The following is an 18,211-nucleotide window of genomic DNA, read 5'->3' on the forward strand; positions in this document are numbered from 1 at the left end:
GATGAATGTGGAAACAAACAATATAAATATCTCTTTATCTGACAGGTGGTCACAGTTAAAGCGGGATGGTAAAGAGATTTATTTTCGGGGATACTTTTATTATAAAGGAAAGCTTTTTACAGAAAAAGAAATAGAAGAAATGCTTTCCTTCTCTTATTCAAGTGACTGGATAAAAGAAGTAAGCGGCGAGTTTGCTTTTATTTTTCGAGATGAACAGAAAGTAGCAGCAGCAGTAGACCGTAAGCGGTCAATTCCTCTATTTTATTATAAAAGAGACTCTGCTTTTATTTTAACCGATGAGCTTTCTTCAAAACAAATACAAGCTGGAATAAATGATTTATCTAAATATGAATTTATTTTAACCGGTTATGTGGCGAGTGATCGGACATTATTTCAAGACGTTTGGCAAATTGAAGCTGGACAGATGATCGTTTATGAAGAAGGTAATGTAAAGAAAGAAAACTATTTTCACTATTATCATTCACCGGTTGAAATAGATGTTAATGATGCAGCTGAAGAGCTGGAGAAAAGATTTAAACAAACGTTTGAACAAATGTATAAACGTGTGAAAGACAAGGGAATTATCATTCCTTTAAGCGGCGGTTATGACTCTCGTATTATTGCTCTTCTTCTAAAGGAGATGGGAGCAGAAAAGATTACCACTTTTACATATGGTCATCCGGAGAGTAAAGAAGCGCTCAGAAGTAAAGAAATTGCCACACGTCTCGGATTAGAATGGACAATTTTCCCTTATAATAAAAGTAGTTGGTATAAATGGTATCATTCAGCTGAATGGCAGGAGTATGAGCAGTTCGGTACAAATGAATCCTCTATGGCTCATATTCAGGATTTCCCTGCAGTTAGACACTTGCTGCGAGAGAAACAAGCAGCTGATCACGAGTATGTATTTATACCAGGTCACTCAGGTGACTTTATTGCAGGCAGCCATATTCCGTATGAGTTAACAGTAGACCGTAAGTATTCTCTTGATGATGTTGTAAATGAAGTGATGAAAAGACATCATCGCCTTTGGACAACGAATAATTCAGCTGTAAATGGTCATGTTCATTCCGCAATAAAAGAACAGCTTCAAGGTTTCTCATATGAAAACAGGGAAGAAGCGAGTGCTCTTTTTGAATATTGGGACTGGAAGGAAAGACAGTGTAAGTTTATTATTAATTCATTGCGCGTATATGAATTTTATAATCAAGGTTGGGAAATTCCTCTTTGGGATGACAGTCTTGTTTCTTTCTTTCTCAATGTACCGGTTGAATATCGTTTCAAAAAGTATCTATATGACTTTACATTGCATAAGATGTATCCTGATTATTTTGATAAACCGGTTAATTCAGCTGGAAATGCTTCATCTTTTTCGAAAAAATATGGAGTATTGTATCCATTATTAAAAAGCATGTACAATAAAAAAGAATTGTACAGCCGCTATCATAAAGATCCGATGGAGTGGTACGGAATTACGGGTAATTATATGAATTATTTAAATTCCATTTCCTTTAAGGATAATGGAAGCAAGTATGTGAATCCGTATAATATCAATTCAATTTTAGTGAAAAATTATATGAATAATTTAAAGGGTTGATGAAATGAAAATTGTAACGGTACTAGGAGCGAGACCGCAATTTATTAAAGCAGGACCTGTCTCACGCGAAATTAGAAAAAATCATGAGGAAATCATTATCCATACTGGTCAGCATTATGATGCGAATATGTCGGATATCTTTTTCACTGAATTAAATATTCCAAAGCCTGACTATCATCTTAATGTAGGCTCAGGCTCACATGGTGTGCAAACAGCTAATATGCTTATTCAGATTGAGGAGATTTTACTAAAAGAAACACCTGATTATGTATTAGTGTACGGTGATACGAATTCAACATTAGCAGGGTCGCTTGCAGCATCAAAACTTCATATTCCGATCGTCCATGTAGAAGCGGGATTAAGAAGTTTTAATAAGAAAATGCCTGAAGAAGTAAACCGTATTTTAACAGATCATGTATCAAGCTTCTTATTCTGTCCGAGTGATACGTCAGTGAACAATCTGAAAGAGGAAAACATTACGAAACATGTCTATAATGTCGGTGATGTTATGTATGATGCTGTTCGTTATAATCAGGATATTGCTGACAAATCAACAATCTTAACAGATATCGGTGCAGCTTCAAAAGATTATTATTTAATTACTGTTCACCGTGCAGAAAATACAGAAGACCGTGAGCGTATTGAAAATATTCTTGCTGCATTCAGCCAAATAGAAGGAACAAAGGTGTGGCCGATCCATCCACGTACAAAAAATAAACTTCTGTCTTATGGAATTGATCTTGATAAGATTCCAGGATTAAAGGTTATTGAACCAATTGGCTATTTAGACATGTTATGCCTTGAAAAAAATGCGAAAAAGATTTTAACTGATTCCGGTGGAGTACAAAAGGAAGCTTATTTCGTTCAAACACCATGTGTAACATTACGTGATGAGACAGAATGGGTAGAAACATTGAAGGATAACGCGAATGTGCTTGTCGGTGCCGATACAGAGAAAATATTAGAAGCAGTTCAGCTCACATGCAATTCAGACTATCCGCCAATATTCGGTTCTGGAAATACATCTGAACAAATTGTGAAAATTTTAAGCGATAATCAATAATAGAAAGGAGCTGTCAAACCGAAGGCGAGACAGCTTCTTGTATAAATATAAATTGTTTTCTGACATAATCGAGAGTTCGCTGATATACCGGAAAAATCGCTGATATATTGGAAAAGTCGCCGATATAATAGAGAATTCGCTGATATATCAGGAAAGTTCATTGATATACAGTTAACGTGAACCCATTATGTTGGATTTATATAATGTTGGAGGATTAAATCTTGTTTTATATTGTAATTTGGCTCATCGTTGCTGTTATTTCTTTTATTTTATTTAAAAAGTCAGCAGGAACGATGACATTATTAAAACCGAATATACTATCGATTGTGTTTTACTACTCTTTATTTATTTCTTCTTTTATCGGCAGCTTACTCATTGCTTTAAACATAGATAAACATTATATGATCGATCTTCTAGCAGATGATCGTTTCCGAACGATTGGTTTTTTTGCTATTTGTTTCGTCATGATTATGCTTCCTCTTTCTATGTTGTTCGTTACAAAGCTAATTGGTTTTAATCCTGAAAAAGAATTTAATGACTATATAAATGCACCGGTTCAAATTGAGAATGATAAAATGACTTATTTAATATTTGTAGGATTTACAGGTCTGTCATGTTTATCCATTTTGTATACTGTTTATCATTTACATTCCATTCCGATTCTCGAGCTTTTGAGGGGCAGCAGTAATTTAGCTGAACTCCGGATAGAGGCAGCAAGAAATTTTGGTGGAAATACACTGATTCGTAATATTTTTGCGATTGGTCTTACTCCGCTTTTATCAATGATTACCTTTATCTACAGTTATAAAACAAGACAGCTCAGGTGGATTCTTTTATTTTTCATTACAACTGGGGGAGCAGTCTTTATTCAAATTTATGATTTATCGAAGGGCCCGATCTTTTTCTATCTGCTTATGTTCATCTTATTGCTTCTTTATTTGAACATTATAAAGCTTAATTGGAGAAGAATTGCTATTCTTGGGGGAGCAGGTATAGCTGCTATTGTAGTTATGTATGTGTTTATCCAAGGTGTAGAGGATGTTGATCAGTTTTTTGATTATAATCGTGGACCGATTGGAAGGCTTATTTTAACGCAAATTGCAGGCTTCTATTTTCATCTTGAGCTTTTTACAGACCGTATGCCGCTTTTATTCGGACAAAGCTTACCGTCGTCTATCACAGGGTTATACGATATAGAACAAGTTCGTTCAGCGAGACTTGCTATGGAAGTTTATTTTCCTACACGTGTAGAAGAGGGAACAGCAGGGGTGTTAAATACACTTTTTGCAGGTGAAGCATTTGCTAACTTTGGTTATATCGGAATGATTATTGGAACAGTCTATGTCGGTGTATTTATTCAGCTTGTATATATCGCATTTTTAAGAATTCCGAAAAATCCTTTATTTATTGCTCTATTCATCTACTTTACTGTTAACATTCCACGTGTTGTCATCGGTGGTTTTACAGATTTTCTTTTAAATATTTTATGGATTGCGCTTATTATCATTTTGACGTCACCATTTATTGTTTTAAAAGTATATCGCTTGTTTATACGAAGAAGAAAAGAGCTCGATTCGAATATTGGTTAGATAAGAAAATAGGCTAGCGCAAAACTGTTTTGCGCTAGCCTATTAATATTTGCTTATTTTGTTATTTACCTCTACTGAAATAATCTTTAATACCTTCAAGAATACCTTCAGCAGCTTTGTTTCTCGTATCATCGCTGCGAAGCATTTCTTCTTCTGTTGGGTTAGAAATGAATGCTAAATCAACTAAAACACTTGTTAATTTATTATGTTTTAATACATAGTAAGTATCATCCGTTTTAACTTTGCGATCCGTAGTATTCAAGCTGCCAATTAATGATTTTTGAATATCTTTAGCTAATAATTCACTGTTTGTTCCTTTTTTCTTAGTGTTAAGAAATGTTTCTGTTCCTTTTGCTGAACTTTTAACACTTGCATTTGCATGGATACTTATAAAAATATCTCCTTTAGATGCGTTTGAAATTTTGACTCGATTAGCTAATGAGACAGAAATATCTCGATCACGAGTGAGTATAACAGTAGCTCCTTCTTGTTCAAGTGCTTCTTTTAATTTCTTAACAACGGAAAGGGTTACTTCTTTCTCTTTAAGCTTTGTCGGTCCAACTGCACCTGGATCAGTACCACCATGTCCAGCATCAAGGACGATCTTCTTACCTGATAAAACACTTGGCTTATTTGGAATAGCCGGTGCTACATCTGTTGTGTTTTCTTCTGCGATCCAGCCGCGAATACCTTTTGTATTTTCCACATAAAGTGATTGGCTGGAAGCAGATAAGACTAATAGTTTATCTCCTTTTACAACTTTTGCAGAAGATGCAGAGGTTTTAGATATATCCTTATATAGTGAATCATCTACAATTGAATAAACAAAATTTCTAGTCGATAAATCGGTAAATAATTCCTGTTTAGGAATCCAGCCCTTTATTTTATTAGAAAGTTCTACATTATACCAATGCTCATTGTTACTATTAATAAATTCATATAGAACTTTAACATTTGTTCCTTCCTTGATATGTGCTAATTTTTTGTAGTGATTCATAGCACCCCAATAAACATAAGTATTTTTTGTTCCCGCTTTTAATGTTTGATTTATATAAACAACATCACCAGTAACAAATTTAGCATTAATCCAACCGAGCTGGCCATCTTCTAATTTAACTTGATACCAGAGTTCATTTACATCATTAGTAAGGTAATTAACAACATATACTGCAGAACCTTTAGATAATGATAAAAGAACATCAGCTGAATTTTGAGATTCAGTTCTTACATTCCCGTATTGGGTTAAATAATAAGAAGTATTTACTTTAGGTTCTTTTGAAACTTCATTAGAGAGAACCCATGCCTTTACACCATTCGGTAATTCTATATTAAGCCATTTTTCATTTTTCTTATTCGTAAACTCACCAACTGCTTTGAATGCTTCGTTTTCTTTAGCAGTGTAAACAACTCTATTTGAATCTAATGCACCGTTATGAATCTTTGTATTTCCTTTTTTGATATACACTGCTTTTTCAGAAAAAGGTTTCTCTTTTTCTTGAATAACTTGGTCTGTCTTTTTTAAATTACTAGAATTCTCTTTAATAGCTGTGTTAATTAATTGTTCTATGTATACCCAGCCTTGAATGTTTCCTAAGTCAATTTTATACCAGATTTCTCCTGCTTTATTGACATGGGAATCGATGACTGCCACTTTCTGTCCATATTCTATTACTTTTATAATGTTATAATCTATGGCTGCTTCTTTATAGACATTTACATTTCCTTTGCTAACGTACATGGATACAGGAAGTTCATTTTTGACAGATATACTTTCCATCTTAACCCATCCTTTAACTCCATTGGATGACACATTCAGCCATTCTTCACCTAAATTGTTTTCAAATATTCCTATAACACCAACAATTTCATCTTTTTTTAATGTTGATTTTATAGAATCCGCTGTAGTTGCACTCTTATAGAGTTCAGTCTTTTCTGTATTAACCTCACCTATATAAGGAAAAGTATCAGTTGGTTGTGCAAATACTTTCCTTGGAATATTGAAAGCTAAAAACATGAAAGTAACAAAAAGTAAAGATTTTAACTGTTTCAAAATACTTAGACTCTCCTTTTCTGTATGATTTAGTAAAAAAACCTCTGATAGCACTCAGAGGTTTCATTTCTATTTATTATGATAACAAACAAAAAATGTTTGTCTTTGGTATTTATGTAATACTTCATATTTTTTAGATTATTTTGATGAAACAAGTCGATTCTTTGAGATTGATAGAGAGGTACCATTCTTTTGTAAAGTCATTTTCAATACTAGTTTAATCGCAGATTATGTATGGAGAAAGAGAAGAAAGCCAATTCAAATATTGGATAAGAAAAGGGGACCTTCTTATAAAAAGAGGCCCCCTTGCTTGTGTCTTTCTATTTTGAAACTTCAGTATTAGCGAAATAATGCTTTACAATATTGATTGCTTTCCAGCCGTTTTCTGCTAATCCTTTTGCGCCGTATTGGCTCATTCCAATTCGATGTCCCCAGCCTTTTCCTGTTAAGGTAATAGAAGTAGGATCAGTATCTTTCGTAACAATACTGTTTGCTGTTTGAATTGCTACTTGGTTATCTGAAATAGTAGACTGTGTACCATTTCCCTGCATGACAGCTTGTCCTGATACTGCGAATTGAGAGTTTTGGCCGTTATTTGTTTGAACGGTATAGCTTTTATTTGCTTCTACAGTAAACCAGTTTGATTTTAGGAAGCCGTAAAATCCTTCAATTGGGAATAGTTTACGAATAACTGATTCATTTCCTGTAATCGTTTTTGGACCTGCTGATGTTTCGATTGTAATACTTGTAACTTCTCCGTTTGCTCCAGTAGCTTTTGGCTTTATATCATACAGTACTGTATTGCCAGGGTTAAAACCGAAGCTTTTTAAAATAGTACTGGAGGTAAATGAATTTTCCCAATTGCTATGAGGAGAATTTTCATACGGGTCATCTACAGAAATAAGATAAGGGAAATTAGCTTGGTTTGAGTTCCATACATCTCCTACATTTGCTGTTTTTCCTCCACTAGTGGAGTAGAAAAATGTTTGAATAGGTTTCCCATTATGCTTAACGACAATTCCAGCTGTTTCTTCGACAGCTTCTGTTGTTCTTTTATCCTCTGTACTGTAGCCGCCGTAAACTTGGCTTGCTGTTGTATTTTTTAATGACATACTGTTTGCGGCATAGCTTCTAGCAACAATTGCTTGTGCTTTAAGTGCTTCTTTATGCCAAGAAGCCGGCATTTCATTTGGAATAACTCCTTTTAAATAATCTTCGAGATCAAGATTATTTAAAACTGTTACTTTTCCACTTGTTTTGGGTAAAAGAGAAATACCACCTCGGTACGTTTTTTTACCGATTGTAACGATTGGTGTTGAAATCGAGTTATTTTCAATCAATGTTGTTTTAGCAGGAACCCATCCTTTTTGTCCATTTGCTAAGAGAACATTATACCAAGTTTCTCCTTTATCATTGACAAGGCTTTCAATATATTCAGCTATTTCTGCTTTTGATAAAGTGGCTCTCGTTTCAGAATCAGAAGCAGCACTAGCTTTGACACTTGTTGCATTTGTAAATTTCGCATATTTTGCAATATTATCTACTTCTTTTACTTCAAAGCCAGCGCTTGAAGTAAAAGAAGTTCCTATATTAACGACAACATTTTGACCGGAACGGCTGGCATTCATCGTTATATTAGGCAATAGAAATGTTTTCTCGTTATTCCCTTTATTCGTAAATTCATAGATTCCTTGCAGCTTGATACTGCTTGAAGCGGCATCTGCTAATTGAACGGCAACTGGATTTGAATAAGATTTAACAGTTGCAGCACTTGCCTCATTATGGATGAAAAGGAGACTTAGAGAAAGAAAGAATGTAAGAATGACTTTGCGGGTCATAAGCTTATTTCACCTCTCCGTGGGCTGCTTGAACCCATCCTTTTACACCGTTTGATAATTGTACGTTATACCATAATTCATTTTGTTTATTTGTAAATGAACTAATATACTTTACAGTCGTGCCGCTTTTAAGAGTTGCAACAACACGTTCTGAAGATACTGCGCTTCTATGAACAGTTGCTGTCGATTTAGCTGTGAAAGAAGTTGGAGCATTTACTGCAGTTTTCGATACATCACCTGAATAAATCCAGCCGTATTTATCTGCTGCATATTCTACACGGTACCATGTCCCGTCAGAAGAAAGATGCTCTTCTATTACCTTTAAAGCTTGTCCTTTTGTAAATGTTGCGTAAACTCTTTCACTCTTAGCAGCTCCTCTATGGACAGTTGCAGAAGCTGTATTCACATACACGTTGTTTGGAAGAGGGGATACCTCTCCGCCGTTTTCAAGTGCTTGGCGTAAAGCTTGTACTTCTGTTTCCAAACGGTCAACCTTTGTTTTTAAAGGATTGATTTGGCTTGTAACCCATTCAACACTTGCTAAAACAACGTTGCCGGCTGCAGAACCGATAGTAGAAGGAGTTAAACTGCCGACTAAAATCCCTGCTGCGAAAACAGAAGAAACGATTGCTAGATTCTTCTTTTTCATAGATTATTTGCCTCCGTTAAAGTACTTAATAAAACCTTTAGTAATACTGTCTGCTGCTTTAGCTCTTACTGCATCCTCACGAAGCATTGCTTCTTCAGTTGGATTAGAAATAAAACCTAATTCCACTAATACGCTTGGCAGCTCGTTATTTTTAATAACATAGTAGTTAGCCGTCTTAACACCGCGGTTATAAGTATTTAATTGTTTAACCATTTCGGGCTGAATACTTTCTGCTAACAATTTGCTTTTTGCTCCGTTTTTACTTGTATTATAATATGTTTCTGTCCCGCGGGCAGATCTGTTTGTCGCTGAATTAATATGAATGCTTATGAAAGCATCGTATTTAGAGTTATTTGAAATTTTAACACGCTCACTTAATTCGAGAAAAACGTCTGTGCTGCGAGTTAGTAACACAGTTGCTCCTTCTGCTTCAAGTTTATCTCTTAATTTTAGAGCAACATCAAGTACTACGTCTTTCTCACGAAGTTTGGCTCCGCCGGTTGCACCAGGATCTTTTCCGCCGTGACCAGCATCAATGACAATTTTCTTACCGTCTAAAGCACCAGTGCTTGGAGTAGAAGGAACATTTGATGTTTGTCCTTTTGTTAATTCTTCCTTCAGCACCCAGCCCTTTGCTTTATTTGAAAGCTCTACGTTATACCAATGTTCATTTCTATTATTAATAAATTCATAGATTACTTTCACACTTGTACCTTTTTTCAGTGTGGCGATTTTTGTATAGTCAGTCGTCGCACCTTTATGAACATACACAGTGCCAGCAGCTTTAAATGCTTGATTAATATAAGGTATTTCACTAGTAATGAATTTAGAGTTAATCCAGCCTAATTGGCCGCCCTCTATTTTCACTTGGAACCAAAGCTCATTTGCATCATTAATAAGGTGATCTACTACATATATGGCAGAGCCTTTAGACAGCGGTGTAATAGCGTCCGCAAAATTTTGTGCCTCTGTTCTTACATTCCCGTATTCACCTAAATAATAAGTCATATTAATCTTTGGATCTCTTGAAATATCATCAGCGCTAACCCATCCGGCCAGAGTGCTTGAAAGCTCTACACGATACCAAAGCTCGTTATTCTTATTAATAAAAGAATCAATTACTTTTAAATGCTCGTTTGCAGGAAGAGAATCTACAGCTTTGTAATCAGAAAGAGCGCCTTTTCTTGCAACTGCATCCTTAGATTTTACAAAAATATAATCTGGTAAAACTTGTGCATCTCTTGAAGGTTCCGCTTGCACTGCTGTTTCAATAACCCAGCCCTGTAGACTGTTTGATACATGTAAACGAAGCCATCTTTCATTCTTATTGTTGACGAATTCGTCGATGACTTTGAATGATTCATTTTCTTTTGCTGTATAAACAGCTCTATATGAATCTAGTGCACCTCTACGGATTTGTGTATTCGCATTTTTAATATAAACTGTTTGACCTACTTCTATTTTCTCTGTTTCTTGGATAACTTGATTATCTTCTTCTGTTTGATCTGAATTAGTAGAGTCAATTGTTAACGCTTCTAAAGAAACCCAACCTTGTTTAATACCCAAATCGATTCTGTACCAAACATCACCATCTTTGCTGATGAAGGAATCAATAATTGTAACTTTTTGACCATGTGCTAATTTTTCTATACTTGTATATGAGTCATTAGCACCTTTACGAACATCTGCATTGTCTTTCTTAACATAAAGAGAATGGGGGAGGTCCTCTTTTATTGATACACTTGTCTTTTTAACCCACCCTTTTACACCGTTGACTGAGACGTTTAACCATTCTTCATCTAAGTTGTTCTTAAATTCTCCTACGACACCTACGATATCGCCTGTTTTCAACGTGAGCCTGACATCATAATCTGCAGTAGCCCCTTTATGGATTTTAGTTTGATTTTCCTTAATCTCACCTATATAGGGGAAAGAATCTGTTGTTAGTGCGAATCCTTTGGCTGGAGTAACGAGGGCTAAAAACACAAAAGTAAAAAAGAGTAAAAACCTTACCTGTTTCAAAATACTTAGTGCTCCTTTCCTAAATAATTTTTTCAAAAAAACCCTCTGAAAGGATTCAGAGGATTTAATTTCTAATATTTATGATAACAAATAAATATCATTTTGTCTGTGAAAATTATGTCAAACGCTGTATTTCTAGTACGAATTTTTTCATAATAAGTCTAATCTTGAGACTGGCGAAGATGTTTTTTTAACTCATATTGTAATTCATCAATACTTTCCTCATCAGGAATAAAATAGTAAACATTATTAATATACTTATCTTCACCCTCTAATTTCAGCTTCCCAATATTGTTGGAATTTAAATGGGGATATTTCTGCTGCAAAGCTAAAGCATCCATTACTTTAAAATTTGTTTTTGCATATTTTCCAATATGGGCAGCAATATCATCTAATTTAAAAATATTGCTAGGTGCTGTTGCCTTATCAAGCATCGCGGAGATAATTTGTGTTTGACGGTCATTTCGTCCGAAATCGCCCCTTGGATCACGCTTTCTCATCCTTGCATATGCGAGAGCTTCTTCACCGTCTAACGTCATTTCACCTTTTTTAAAGTAAATTCTTCTATTATCTTCGTCACTATTCTCCCAAAAATCAAAAGGAACATTTACTGTTACACCATTTAATTCGTCAACGACTTCTTTAAACGCTCTAAAATTAACTTCAGCGTAATAATCGATTGGAATATTTAATAAATCTTCCACTGTTTCAATCGTTAAATTTCTTCCGCCGTAAGCATAGGCATGATTAATTTTCGTCTTTTTCTCTTTTTCAGGAATAAGAACCCTTGTATCACGGGGAATGCTTAACATCTTTATCGATTCATCTTTCGGATTAATCGTTAAGAGGATCAGTGTATCAGTTCTTCCGTTTTCTCCATTTGTTGAGTAATCTTCCACGCCCATTAATAAAAGGGAAAATGGATCTTCGTTCACTTTAACAGCATTTTCACGTAATTTTGACTTTTCGCCTCTCTCTAGCTCTAAATAGGAATTACTGGCGCTTTGATATGTTTTATACAGTGTATAGCCTACAGAAGCACCTATTATAATCAAAAAGAGAAGAAGAGTGAGTAAAATTCGCTTTACGATTTTTTTCTTCTTTCTCTTTCTTTTTCTCGTTCTCTCCATTATAATCCCTCGTCTTTTTTCAACTGTTACTCACAAGTCTTTCTAAGTAAAGATTAGTACCTTCATTTATTACGCTTTGCCCATTGGTCAGTTCTATCATCCATTCGGTAAATTGACTAATCTGTTCTTCTTCCACATACACTTCGACTTCGACACCGTCTAAATAGTGTATCTCTTTTATAGTATAAGGAGATGATCTTAATTCATTCTCAACTTTTCCTAACCATGTATAGTCAATTTTTACATGGATAACTCTCACTAATCTTCTCTCAACGATACCGATTGCATTTAATCCTTCTGATACAGATTTTCCGTAAGCACGAATAAGACCTCCAGCACCTAGCTTAATTCCTCCAAAATAACGTGTTACGACGGTGACAGTATCCTTTAAATCACGTTTCTTAAGTACTTCCAGCATTGGAACACCGGCAGTTCCACTAGGTTCTCCGTCGTCATTTGCTTTTTGGATATTATTCGTTTCGCCAATTAAATAAGCTGAGCAATTATGATTAGCATCCCAATGCTTCTTTTTTATTAGATTGATGAAATTTTGTGCCTCTTCTTCCGTCGTTGCCCGGTTTACATAGCAAATAAAACGGGATTTTTGTATCGTTATTTCATGCTCTCCATAGTCTTTTACGGTATAATAGTAAGAAAGCATGCTTGTACACCTCCTAATTATAAAAGCTAAATGTTAAAGCTTAGGTCAAACAGAACGTTGAAGCTGGAGCAAAGCTGAGGTGTCAGACCCCGGTGAAATTAGCCCCAAGAAATATGTACTAGTTAATAAAAAGGTCTTGCTAAGGTGACAGTACTAAAGATAAGTTTTTATCTTAATAAAATAATTTAAAATACTGTCCCTTTTTATGTATGAAAAATAAAGCACATTCTTTTATTATAAAACGACATAATTCTTACTTCAATTGTTTATATTTTGACACATTGACATTACACTTATGATGGAGGGAAAAAATGTATTATAAAAAGATAGATAGTGAGCTTTTGGATGACATTTTAGACAGAATGATTAAAACAGTTGACGGGAGCAAAGATGATATTTTTGAAATCGGAGAGAAATCCCGTGAACAATACGAAGGTTTAGTGGAAGAACTAAAAAAGATTAAAATGCAAGTTAGTGAAGTAATCGATGAAGGGGATAAATTAGAAGTTCAGGCAAGACTTGCCCGCAATCGTTTATCAGAAGTCAGCCAAGATTTTAAGCGTTTTGGTGAAGAACAAATAAGAGCAGCTTATGATAGAGCACACAAACTCCAAGTAGAATTAACGATGATGCAGGAAAGAGAGAAGCAGTTAAGAGACCGAAGAGATGATTTAGAGCGGAATTTAATTGGATTGCAGGATATTATTGAACGTTCTGAACATCTTGTCGGCCAAATTACTGTTGTCCTAAATTATATGAATCAGGATCTGCGCCAAGTCGGACACTTAATTGAAGATGCTCAGCAAAAGCAGGATTTTGGTCTCCGTATTATTGAAGCACAGGAAGAAGAAAGAAGGAGAGTATCCCGTGAAATTCACGATGGACCCGCACAAATGCTTGCAAATGTGATGATGAGATCCGAATTAATAGAGCGTATCTTCCGTGAACGAGGAGCAGAGGAAGGATTTAAGGAAATTCGCAGTTTAAAAACTAATGTAAGAAATGCTTTATATGAAGTACGGAGAATTATTTATGACTTACGACCTATGGCATTAGATGATTTAGGACTTATTCCAACGCTCCGAAAATATATGAATACAATCGAAGAATATAACGGAAAAACGAAAATTCACTTCCAAAGTATCGGGGAAGAACAAGGGGACCGTCTGCCCGCCCGATTTGAAGTTGCTCTGTTCCGTCTTGCTCAGGAAGCTGTTACAAATGCATTAAAGCATGCTGAAGCAACAGAGGTTACAGTAAAGGTTGAAACAAGAAAAGATAAAATTACAATGACGATTAGAGATAATGGAAAAGGATTTAATATAAAGGAAAATAAAGATAAAAAATCATTTGGATTAATAGGAATGAAGGAGCGCGTCGAACTGCTCGATGGTGATATAAAGATTGATTCAAAAGTAGGATTAGGTACTCTTGTTTTAATATCAGTTCCCTTTAATTTGGGATAGTTAGGGTAATTTTGGCTCATTGACAGAGAAGAGAGACAATCAATTAAAATGAATATGAGGAGGCAAAAAATGAAAACAAATATTGCAATTATAGATGATCATCAATTATTCCGTGAAGGTGTAAAACGGATTTTAGATTTTGAACCGGCATTTGAAGTGGTAGCAGAGGGGGACGATGGTACTGAGGCGTTGGAAATAGTCGAAAAGAATAACCCTGATGTCATTATTATGGATATTAATATGCCGAATATGAACGGTGTGGAAGCGACGAAAAAATTAGTAGAAGCTAATCCGAGTGTAAAGGTTATTATTTTATCGATTCATGATGATGAGAACTATGTAACACATGCGCTAAAAACAGGAGCAAGAGGCTATTTATTAAAAGAGATGGATGCAGATACATTAATTGAGGCTGTGAAAGTAGTTGCTGATGGAGGATCTTATTTACATCCGAAAATCACACATAATTTAGTTAATGAATTCCGCCGTCTTGCAACGAGCGGAGCAGAAGGTGGACTGCTTGGACACGTACAGCCGGAAATCCGCCGTCCCTTACATATTTTAACACGCCGTGAATGTGAAGTGCTGCAAATGCTCGCTGATGGAAAAAGCAATCGCGGAATCGGTGAATCATTATTTATTAGTGAAAAGACAGTTAAAAACCATGTAAGTAACATTTTACAGAAGATGAATGTAAATGACCGTACACAGGCAGTTGTCGTTGCTATTAAAAACGGCTGGGTCGAAGTGAGATAAGTGAGTTTCACTCAAAGGGGGAAAAGCACCTCTTTGAGTGAAACTCCTAAAGGGCCCCTTTATGGAAGTTTGGTGAAGCCAGGGAGATGTGCTAGTGGGCCTTTTAGGTGGAATTATTTAGAGATTTATTGTACAAACCTAGTGAATATAGTACCCCTCGGGATAAATAGTAGATACAAACTATATTGAGTGAGAGGGGTTAAAAAGATCAGACCCTATGTATGTGTCTGATCTTTTTTTAGTTTAATTTAAATTATTTCAATTTCAAAAGAAAGGGAGATTTTTATGAAGACAGCTGTTGTAACTGATAGTACAGCATACATAACGGAAGAAATGCGGGAACAATTAAATATTCATATGATTCCGCTCAGTGTGATTTTTGATGGGGAGACATATCGTGAGGAAATAGACATTACGGCAGAGGAATTTTATAAAAAGGTGAAGGAGGAAGGAAAGCTGCCTACGACATCCCAGCCGCCGATCGGTGAATTTGTTGCTCTTTTCGAGAAATTAGCAGAAGAATATGATGCGGTTGTTACGGTTCATTTATCAAGCGGAATAAGCGGGACGTTTAATGGTGCTGTTTCAGCAGGAACAATTGTGGGAAATATACAAGTGTATCCATTTGATTCAGAAGTCAGCTGTTTAGCCCAAGGGTTTTATGCAATTGAGGCAGCTAAAATGGCGAATGAAGAAAGAGCACCAGAGGAAATAATTGCTCGTTTAGAAGAAATGAAGAAATCAATGCGTGCCTATTTTATGGTGGATGATTTAGTGAATTTAAAGCGAGGCGGCCGTTTAAACAGTGCTCAAGCCTTAGTAGGAAGCTTGCTCCAAGTAAAGCCGATTCTTCACTTTGAAAATAAACTGATCGTTCCATTTGAAAAAATCCGGACAAGAAAAAAAGCATTAAACCGTATATTTGAGCTCTTTGATCAAGATGCAGGTCTCAAGGTGCCGATGGATGCAGTTATTATTCATGCAAATCGCCAGGAAGAAGCAGGAAAAATAAAGGAAGATCTTCAGAGTCAATATCCGCACGTCCATTTTACGATAAGTTATTTTGGTCCTGTTATTGGAACACATTTAGGAGATGGAGCTATTGCTTTAGGTTGGTATAAGCACTAAGGACTATATCCTCAAAATAGAACTATTTGTATAGTCCTTAATAACCATATTACTTTATACCGGTGGACATAGGTTGTTAATTGATCCATAATAACTGGTAATAAAGATGATTTATAGGGGTAAATTAGTAAAAATGAATGGTATTGAGAATAGAAATCGTCTTGAAGCATCGGTTACAACAATGGAAAAAAAACGTACGTACCGCCACTGGACAACTTTAGAAGATAGAAAGCTGCTCGAACTGCGTTTAAGTGGGATGAAATTTCGTGAAATAGCGCAAGAGCTTTCAAGGACAGCAATTAGTGTGGAAAAGCGCTATCGAAAAATTACTGTTGCACAAGACTATCTATGAGATTTATAGAGGGGAACGGAAAGTTGATTATAGCAAAGTCCTCGCAAAAGGGAATGCCGTTATCTCTTATCAAAAATCTACCAGAAATTCGAACTAATTTAACATATAAATATTCAGCTAATCTTCAGCAATTTCTTGAAGGAAAGGAATTGCTGATGGATGAAATCCCGTTTTCTTTTCCTATTATTAAGGAACATTTTGAAAACGATTACATCCAATTTAATTATGGGGTAGAAAACGTAAATAAAAAGAGATGTAATCGTTGTGCGAATGAGGACCTTTTTATGTTTAGTTCTTTTCTGTGTGCGAGATGCGGGGAAATGTGCTTCTACTGCAGGAAGTGCATAATGATGGGGCGAGTTAGTGAATGTACACCACTTATCAGTTGGAAAGGTCCGCGATTGGAACGATCAGAACCTGCCGGTCATCGTTTAACATGGGACGGGAAATTATCAAGAGGTCAAATGGATGCATCAAAGAAAATTGTGGAAACGATTCAATCGAATAATGAAATCCTTATTTGGGCTGTTTGCGGAGCCGGTAAAACAGAGGTCTTGTTTGAGGGATTGCAGATGGCACTCTATAAAAATCAGAGAATATGTATTGCAACTCCGAGAACAGATGTCGTATTGGAACTGGCTCCAAGATTGCAGGCTGCCTTTCCAGAAACAAAAATCGCTGCTTTATACGGAGGAAGCAAGCAGAAAAATGAACAAGCGGAAATGTATATCGCAACGACCCATCAGCTGTTAAGATTTAAAGAAGCTTTTGATGTTGTAATCGTTGATGAGGTCGATGCATTTCCTTTTTCAGTGGATAAATCTTTACAATTTGCTGTAGAAAAATCAAGGAAAAAAACGAGCTCACTCATTTATTTAACAGCCACACCTTCTAAACAGTGGAAAAGAGAAGTGAGACAAAACAAGCGTCAAGCGATAAAGATTCCCGCACGTTATCACGGGCATGCCCTTCCAGTACCAAATTTCGAGTGGTGTGGAAATTGGACGAAAGAAGTAGCAAAAGGAAGATTGCCTAAAAATGTAGCAGTTTGGCTTCAAAAACAATTGAAATTGAATAAGCAAGCTTTTTTATTCGTTCCTAATATCTTATTGCTTGAAAAAATAGAGAGAATATGTAAGTTTTATAATGATAGAATTGAAAGTGTACATGCCAATGACAGGATGCGGAAGGAGAAAGTTAGGAAATTCCGTCAAGGGGAAATTCCGATCATTATTACATCCACTATTTTAGAAAGAGGTGTTACGATTCCTAATAGTGATGTAGCTGTTTTAGGAGCGGAAGATGATATTTTTACGGAAAGTGCTCTTGTGCAAATTTCCGGCCGTGTCGGCAGACATATAAACTATCCAACTGGTAATATCATTTTCTTTCATTACGGAAAAACAGATGCCATGGTGGAGGCAAAAAAGCATATTGAAGAAATGAATAAGGAAGCCCGGGAAAAAGGCTATTTAAAATAAAGATATTTCCATATTATAGAACCTGTTGTATAATGCCAATAAACAAGCAAGCACTTACTATTAGTGTAGAGATAGAATAAAATAATATCTAGGAGATTAGTTATGGTTATTAATGCAATGGAAAAAATTATGAAAGATTTATTTTCTGAGTATGAACATAAATTGCAGATGAAGTGCACGTGTGAAAGCTGTAAAGAAGATGTTTTAGCGATGGTTCTAAATAAGGTACAACCGAAATATGTAACAAACGAGGAAAAAGTAATGTATATAAAAGCGGGTTATGTGGATAAGCAGGAAATGACAACATTACTTGTGAAATTAATAGAATGCGCGAAATTAGTATCGGATAATCCTTATTGTAAAACAGGTAAAAAAGCCGAGGTGGATCAATCATCTACTGTTTAATGTGCCATAACGAACTTTCCTTTC

The 18,211-nt window shown here is 35.6% G+C and carries 15 protein-coding genes; 9 read left to right on the forward strand and 6 right to left on the reverse strand.

Annotated features, from left to right (window positions below; all coding sequences use genetic code 11):
* The first annotated feature begins 1 nt into the window (after position 1).
* From BFA01S_RS02955 to BFA01S_RS02965, 3 genes are all read left to right on the forward strand, one after another.
* The gene (locus BFA01S_RS02955; RefSeq protein ID WP_169800423.1) at positions 2 to 1,597 is read left to right on the forward strand and encodes an asparagine synthase family protein; all 1,596 of its coding nucleotides are present in this window, start codon (positions 2 to 4) and stop codon (positions 1,595 to 1,597) included.
* Between the two features lie 4 nt (positions 1,598 to 1,601).
* Complete coding sequence (gene wecB, locus BFA01S_RS02960) at positions 1,602 to 2,660, forward strand: non-hydrolyzing UDP-N-acetylglucosamine 2-epimerase (RefSeq protein WP_066225583.1); 1,059 nt, start codon at positions 1,602 to 1,604, stop codon at positions 2,658 to 2,660.
* Between the two features lie 221 nt (positions 2,661 to 2,881).
* Positions 2,882 to 4,249 (forward strand): O-antigen polymerase, encoded by a 1,368-nt coding sequence (locus BFA01S_RS02965; RefSeq protein WP_066225584.1) that lies wholly within the window; start codon positions 2,882 to 2,884, stop codon positions 4,247 to 4,249.
* A 61-nt stretch (positions 4,250 to 4,310) separates the two neighbouring features.
* Here the strand turns inward: BFA01S_RS02965 and BFA01S_RS02970 are convergent, their stop codons facing one another.
* From BFA01S_RS02970 to BFA01S_RS02995, 6 genes are all read right to left on the reverse strand, one after another.
* Positions 4,311 to 6,299, reverse strand: coding sequence for an N-acetylmuramoyl-L-alanine amidase (locus BFA01S_RS02970; RefSeq protein WP_066225586.1), 1,989 nt, complete (start codon positions 6,297 to 6,299; stop codon positions 4,311 to 4,313).
* A 320-nt stretch (positions 6,300 to 6,619) separates the two neighbouring features.
* Positions 6,620 to 8,137: a SpoIID/LytB domain-containing protein gene (locus BFA01S_RS02975; RefSeq protein WP_066225588.1), complete on the reverse strand. Its 1,518-nt coding sequence runs from the start codon at positions 8,135 to 8,137 to the stop codon at positions 6,620 to 6,622.
* 4 nt (positions 8,138 to 8,141) lie between these two features.
* The gene (locus BFA01S_RS02980) at positions 8,142 to 8,786 is read right to left on the reverse strand and encodes an SH3 domain-containing protein (protein WP_066225589.1); all 645 of its coding nucleotides are present in this window, start codon (positions 8,784 to 8,786) and stop codon (positions 8,142 to 8,144) included.
* 3 nt (positions 8,787 to 8,789) lie between these two features.
* Positions 8,790 to 10,808 carry an N-acetylmuramoyl-L-alanine amidase family protein gene (locus BFA01S_RS02985; RefSeq protein ID WP_156483513.1) on the reverse strand — a complete coding sequence of 673 codons (2,019 nt, stop codon included), beginning with the start codon at positions 10,806 to 10,808 and terminating at the stop codon, positions 8,790 to 8,792.
* Positions 10,809 to 10,969: 161 nt separating this feature from the next.
* Positions 10,970 to 11,938: an LCP family protein gene (locus BFA01S_RS02990; RefSeq protein ID WP_066225594.1), complete on the reverse strand. Its 969-nt coding sequence runs from the start codon at positions 11,936 to 11,938 to the stop codon at positions 10,970 to 10,972.
* A gap of 19 nt (positions 11,939 to 11,957) precedes the next feature.
* Entirely contained in the window at positions 11,958 to 12,599 is a 642-nt protein-coding gene (locus tag BFA01S_RS02995; RefSeq protein ID WP_066225596.1) for a YigZ family protein, read from the reverse strand.
* 311 nt (positions 12,600 to 12,910) lie between these two features.
* Between BFA01S_RS02995 and degS the strand changes: the two genes are divergently transcribed.
* The 6 genes from degS (at position 12,911) to comFB (ending at position 18,187) form a co-directional block, all read left to right on the forward strand.
* Positions 12,911 to 14,065 carry a two-component sensor histidine kinase DegS gene (gene degS / locus BFA01S_RS03000; protein ID WP_066225598.1) on the forward strand — a complete coding sequence of 385 codons (1,155 nt, stop codon included), beginning with the start codon at positions 12,911 to 12,913 and terminating at the stop codon, positions 14,063 to 14,065.
* A 69-nt stretch (positions 14,066 to 14,134) separates the two neighbouring features.
* On the forward strand, positions 14,135 to 14,821 hold the full coding sequence (gene degU / locus BFA01S_RS03005) for a two-component system response regulator DegU (RefSeq protein WP_066225600.1): 687 nt from the start codon (positions 14,135 to 14,137) through the stop codon (positions 14,819 to 14,821).
* A 285-nt stretch (positions 14,822 to 15,106) separates the two neighbouring features.
* Complete coding sequence (locus BFA01S_RS03010) at positions 15,107 to 15,949, forward strand: DegV family protein (RefSeq protein WP_066225602.1); 843 nt, start codon at positions 15,107 to 15,109, stop codon at positions 15,947 to 15,949.
* Between the two features lie 133 nt (positions 15,950 to 16,082).
* Positions 16,083 to 16,301 (forward strand): hypothetical protein, encoded by a 219-nt coding sequence (locus tag BFA01S_RS03015; protein ID WP_066225603.1) that lies wholly within the window; start codon positions 16,083 to 16,085, stop codon positions 16,299 to 16,301.
* Complete coding sequence (locus BFA01S_RS03020) at positions 16,298 to 17,782, forward strand: ATP-dependent helicase ComFA (protein WP_066225606.1); 1,485 nt, start codon at positions 16,298 to 16,300, stop codon at positions 17,780 to 17,782. Before BFA01S_RS03015 ends, BFA01S_RS03020 begins: the two co-directional genes overlap by 4 nt.
* A gap of 102 nt (positions 17,783 to 17,884) precedes the next feature.
* The gene (comFB, locus tag BFA01S_RS03025) at positions 17,885 to 18,187 is read left to right on the forward strand and encodes a late competence protein ComFB (protein WP_066225607.1); all 303 of its coding nucleotides are present in this window, start codon (positions 17,885 to 17,887) and stop codon (positions 18,185 to 18,187) included.
* The last annotated feature ends 24 nt before the right edge of the window (positions 18,188 to 18,211 follow it).

This window comes from Metabacillus fastidiosus NBRC 101226, from assembly GCF_001591625.1.
Taxonomy (GTDB): Bacteria; Bacillota; Bacilli; order Bacillales; family Bacillaceae; genus Metabacillus; species Metabacillus fastidiosus.

Bases quoted from the DNA above. Each gene is read 5' to 3' on its own strand.
- BFA01S_RS02955 (WP_169800423.1), top strand. From the start codon at position 2: ATGAATGTGGAAACAAACAATATAAATATCTCTTTATCTGACAGGTGG.
- wecB (WP_066225583.1), top strand. From the start codon at position 1,602: ATGAAAATTGTAACGGTACTAGGAGCGAGACCGCAATTTATTAAAGCA.
- BFA01S_RS02975 (WP_066225588.1), bottom strand. From the start codon at position 8,137: ATGACCCGCAAAGTCATTCTTACATTCTTTCTTTCTCTAAGTCTCCTT.
- BFA01S_RS02980 (WP_066225589.1), bottom strand. From the start codon at position 8,786: ATGAAAAAGAAGAATCTAGCAATCGTTTCTTCTGTTTTCGCAGCAGGG.
- BFA01S_RS02990 (WP_066225594.1), bottom strand. From the start codon at position 11,938: ATGGAGAGAACGAGAAAAAGAAAGAGAAAGAAGAAAAAAATCGTAAAG.
- BFA01S_RS02995 (WP_066225596.1), bottom strand. From the start codon at position 12,599: ATGCTTTCTTACTATTATACCGTAAAAGACTATGGAGAGCATGAAATA.
- degS (WP_066225598.1), top strand. From the start codon at position 12,911: ATGTATTATAAAAAGATAGATAGTGAGCTTTTGGATGACATTTTAGAC.
- degU (WP_066225600.1), top strand. From the start codon at position 14,135: ATGAAAACAAATATTGCAATTATAGATGATCATCAATTATTCCGTGAA.
- BFA01S_RS03010 (WP_066225602.1), top strand. From the start codon at position 15,107: ATGAAGACAGCTGTTGTAACTGATAGTACAGCATACATAACGGAAGAA.
- BFA01S_RS03015 (WP_066225603.1), top strand. From the start codon at position 16,083: ATGAATGGTATTGAGAATAGAAATCGTCTTGAAGCATCGGTTACAACA.
- BFA01S_RS03020 (WP_066225606.1), top strand. From the start codon at position 16,298: ATGAGATTTATAGAGGGGAACGGAAAGTTGATTATAGCAAAGTCCTCG.
- comFB (WP_066225607.1), top strand. From the start codon at position 17,885: ATGGTTATTAATGCAATGGAAAAAATTATGAAAGATTTATTTTCTGAG.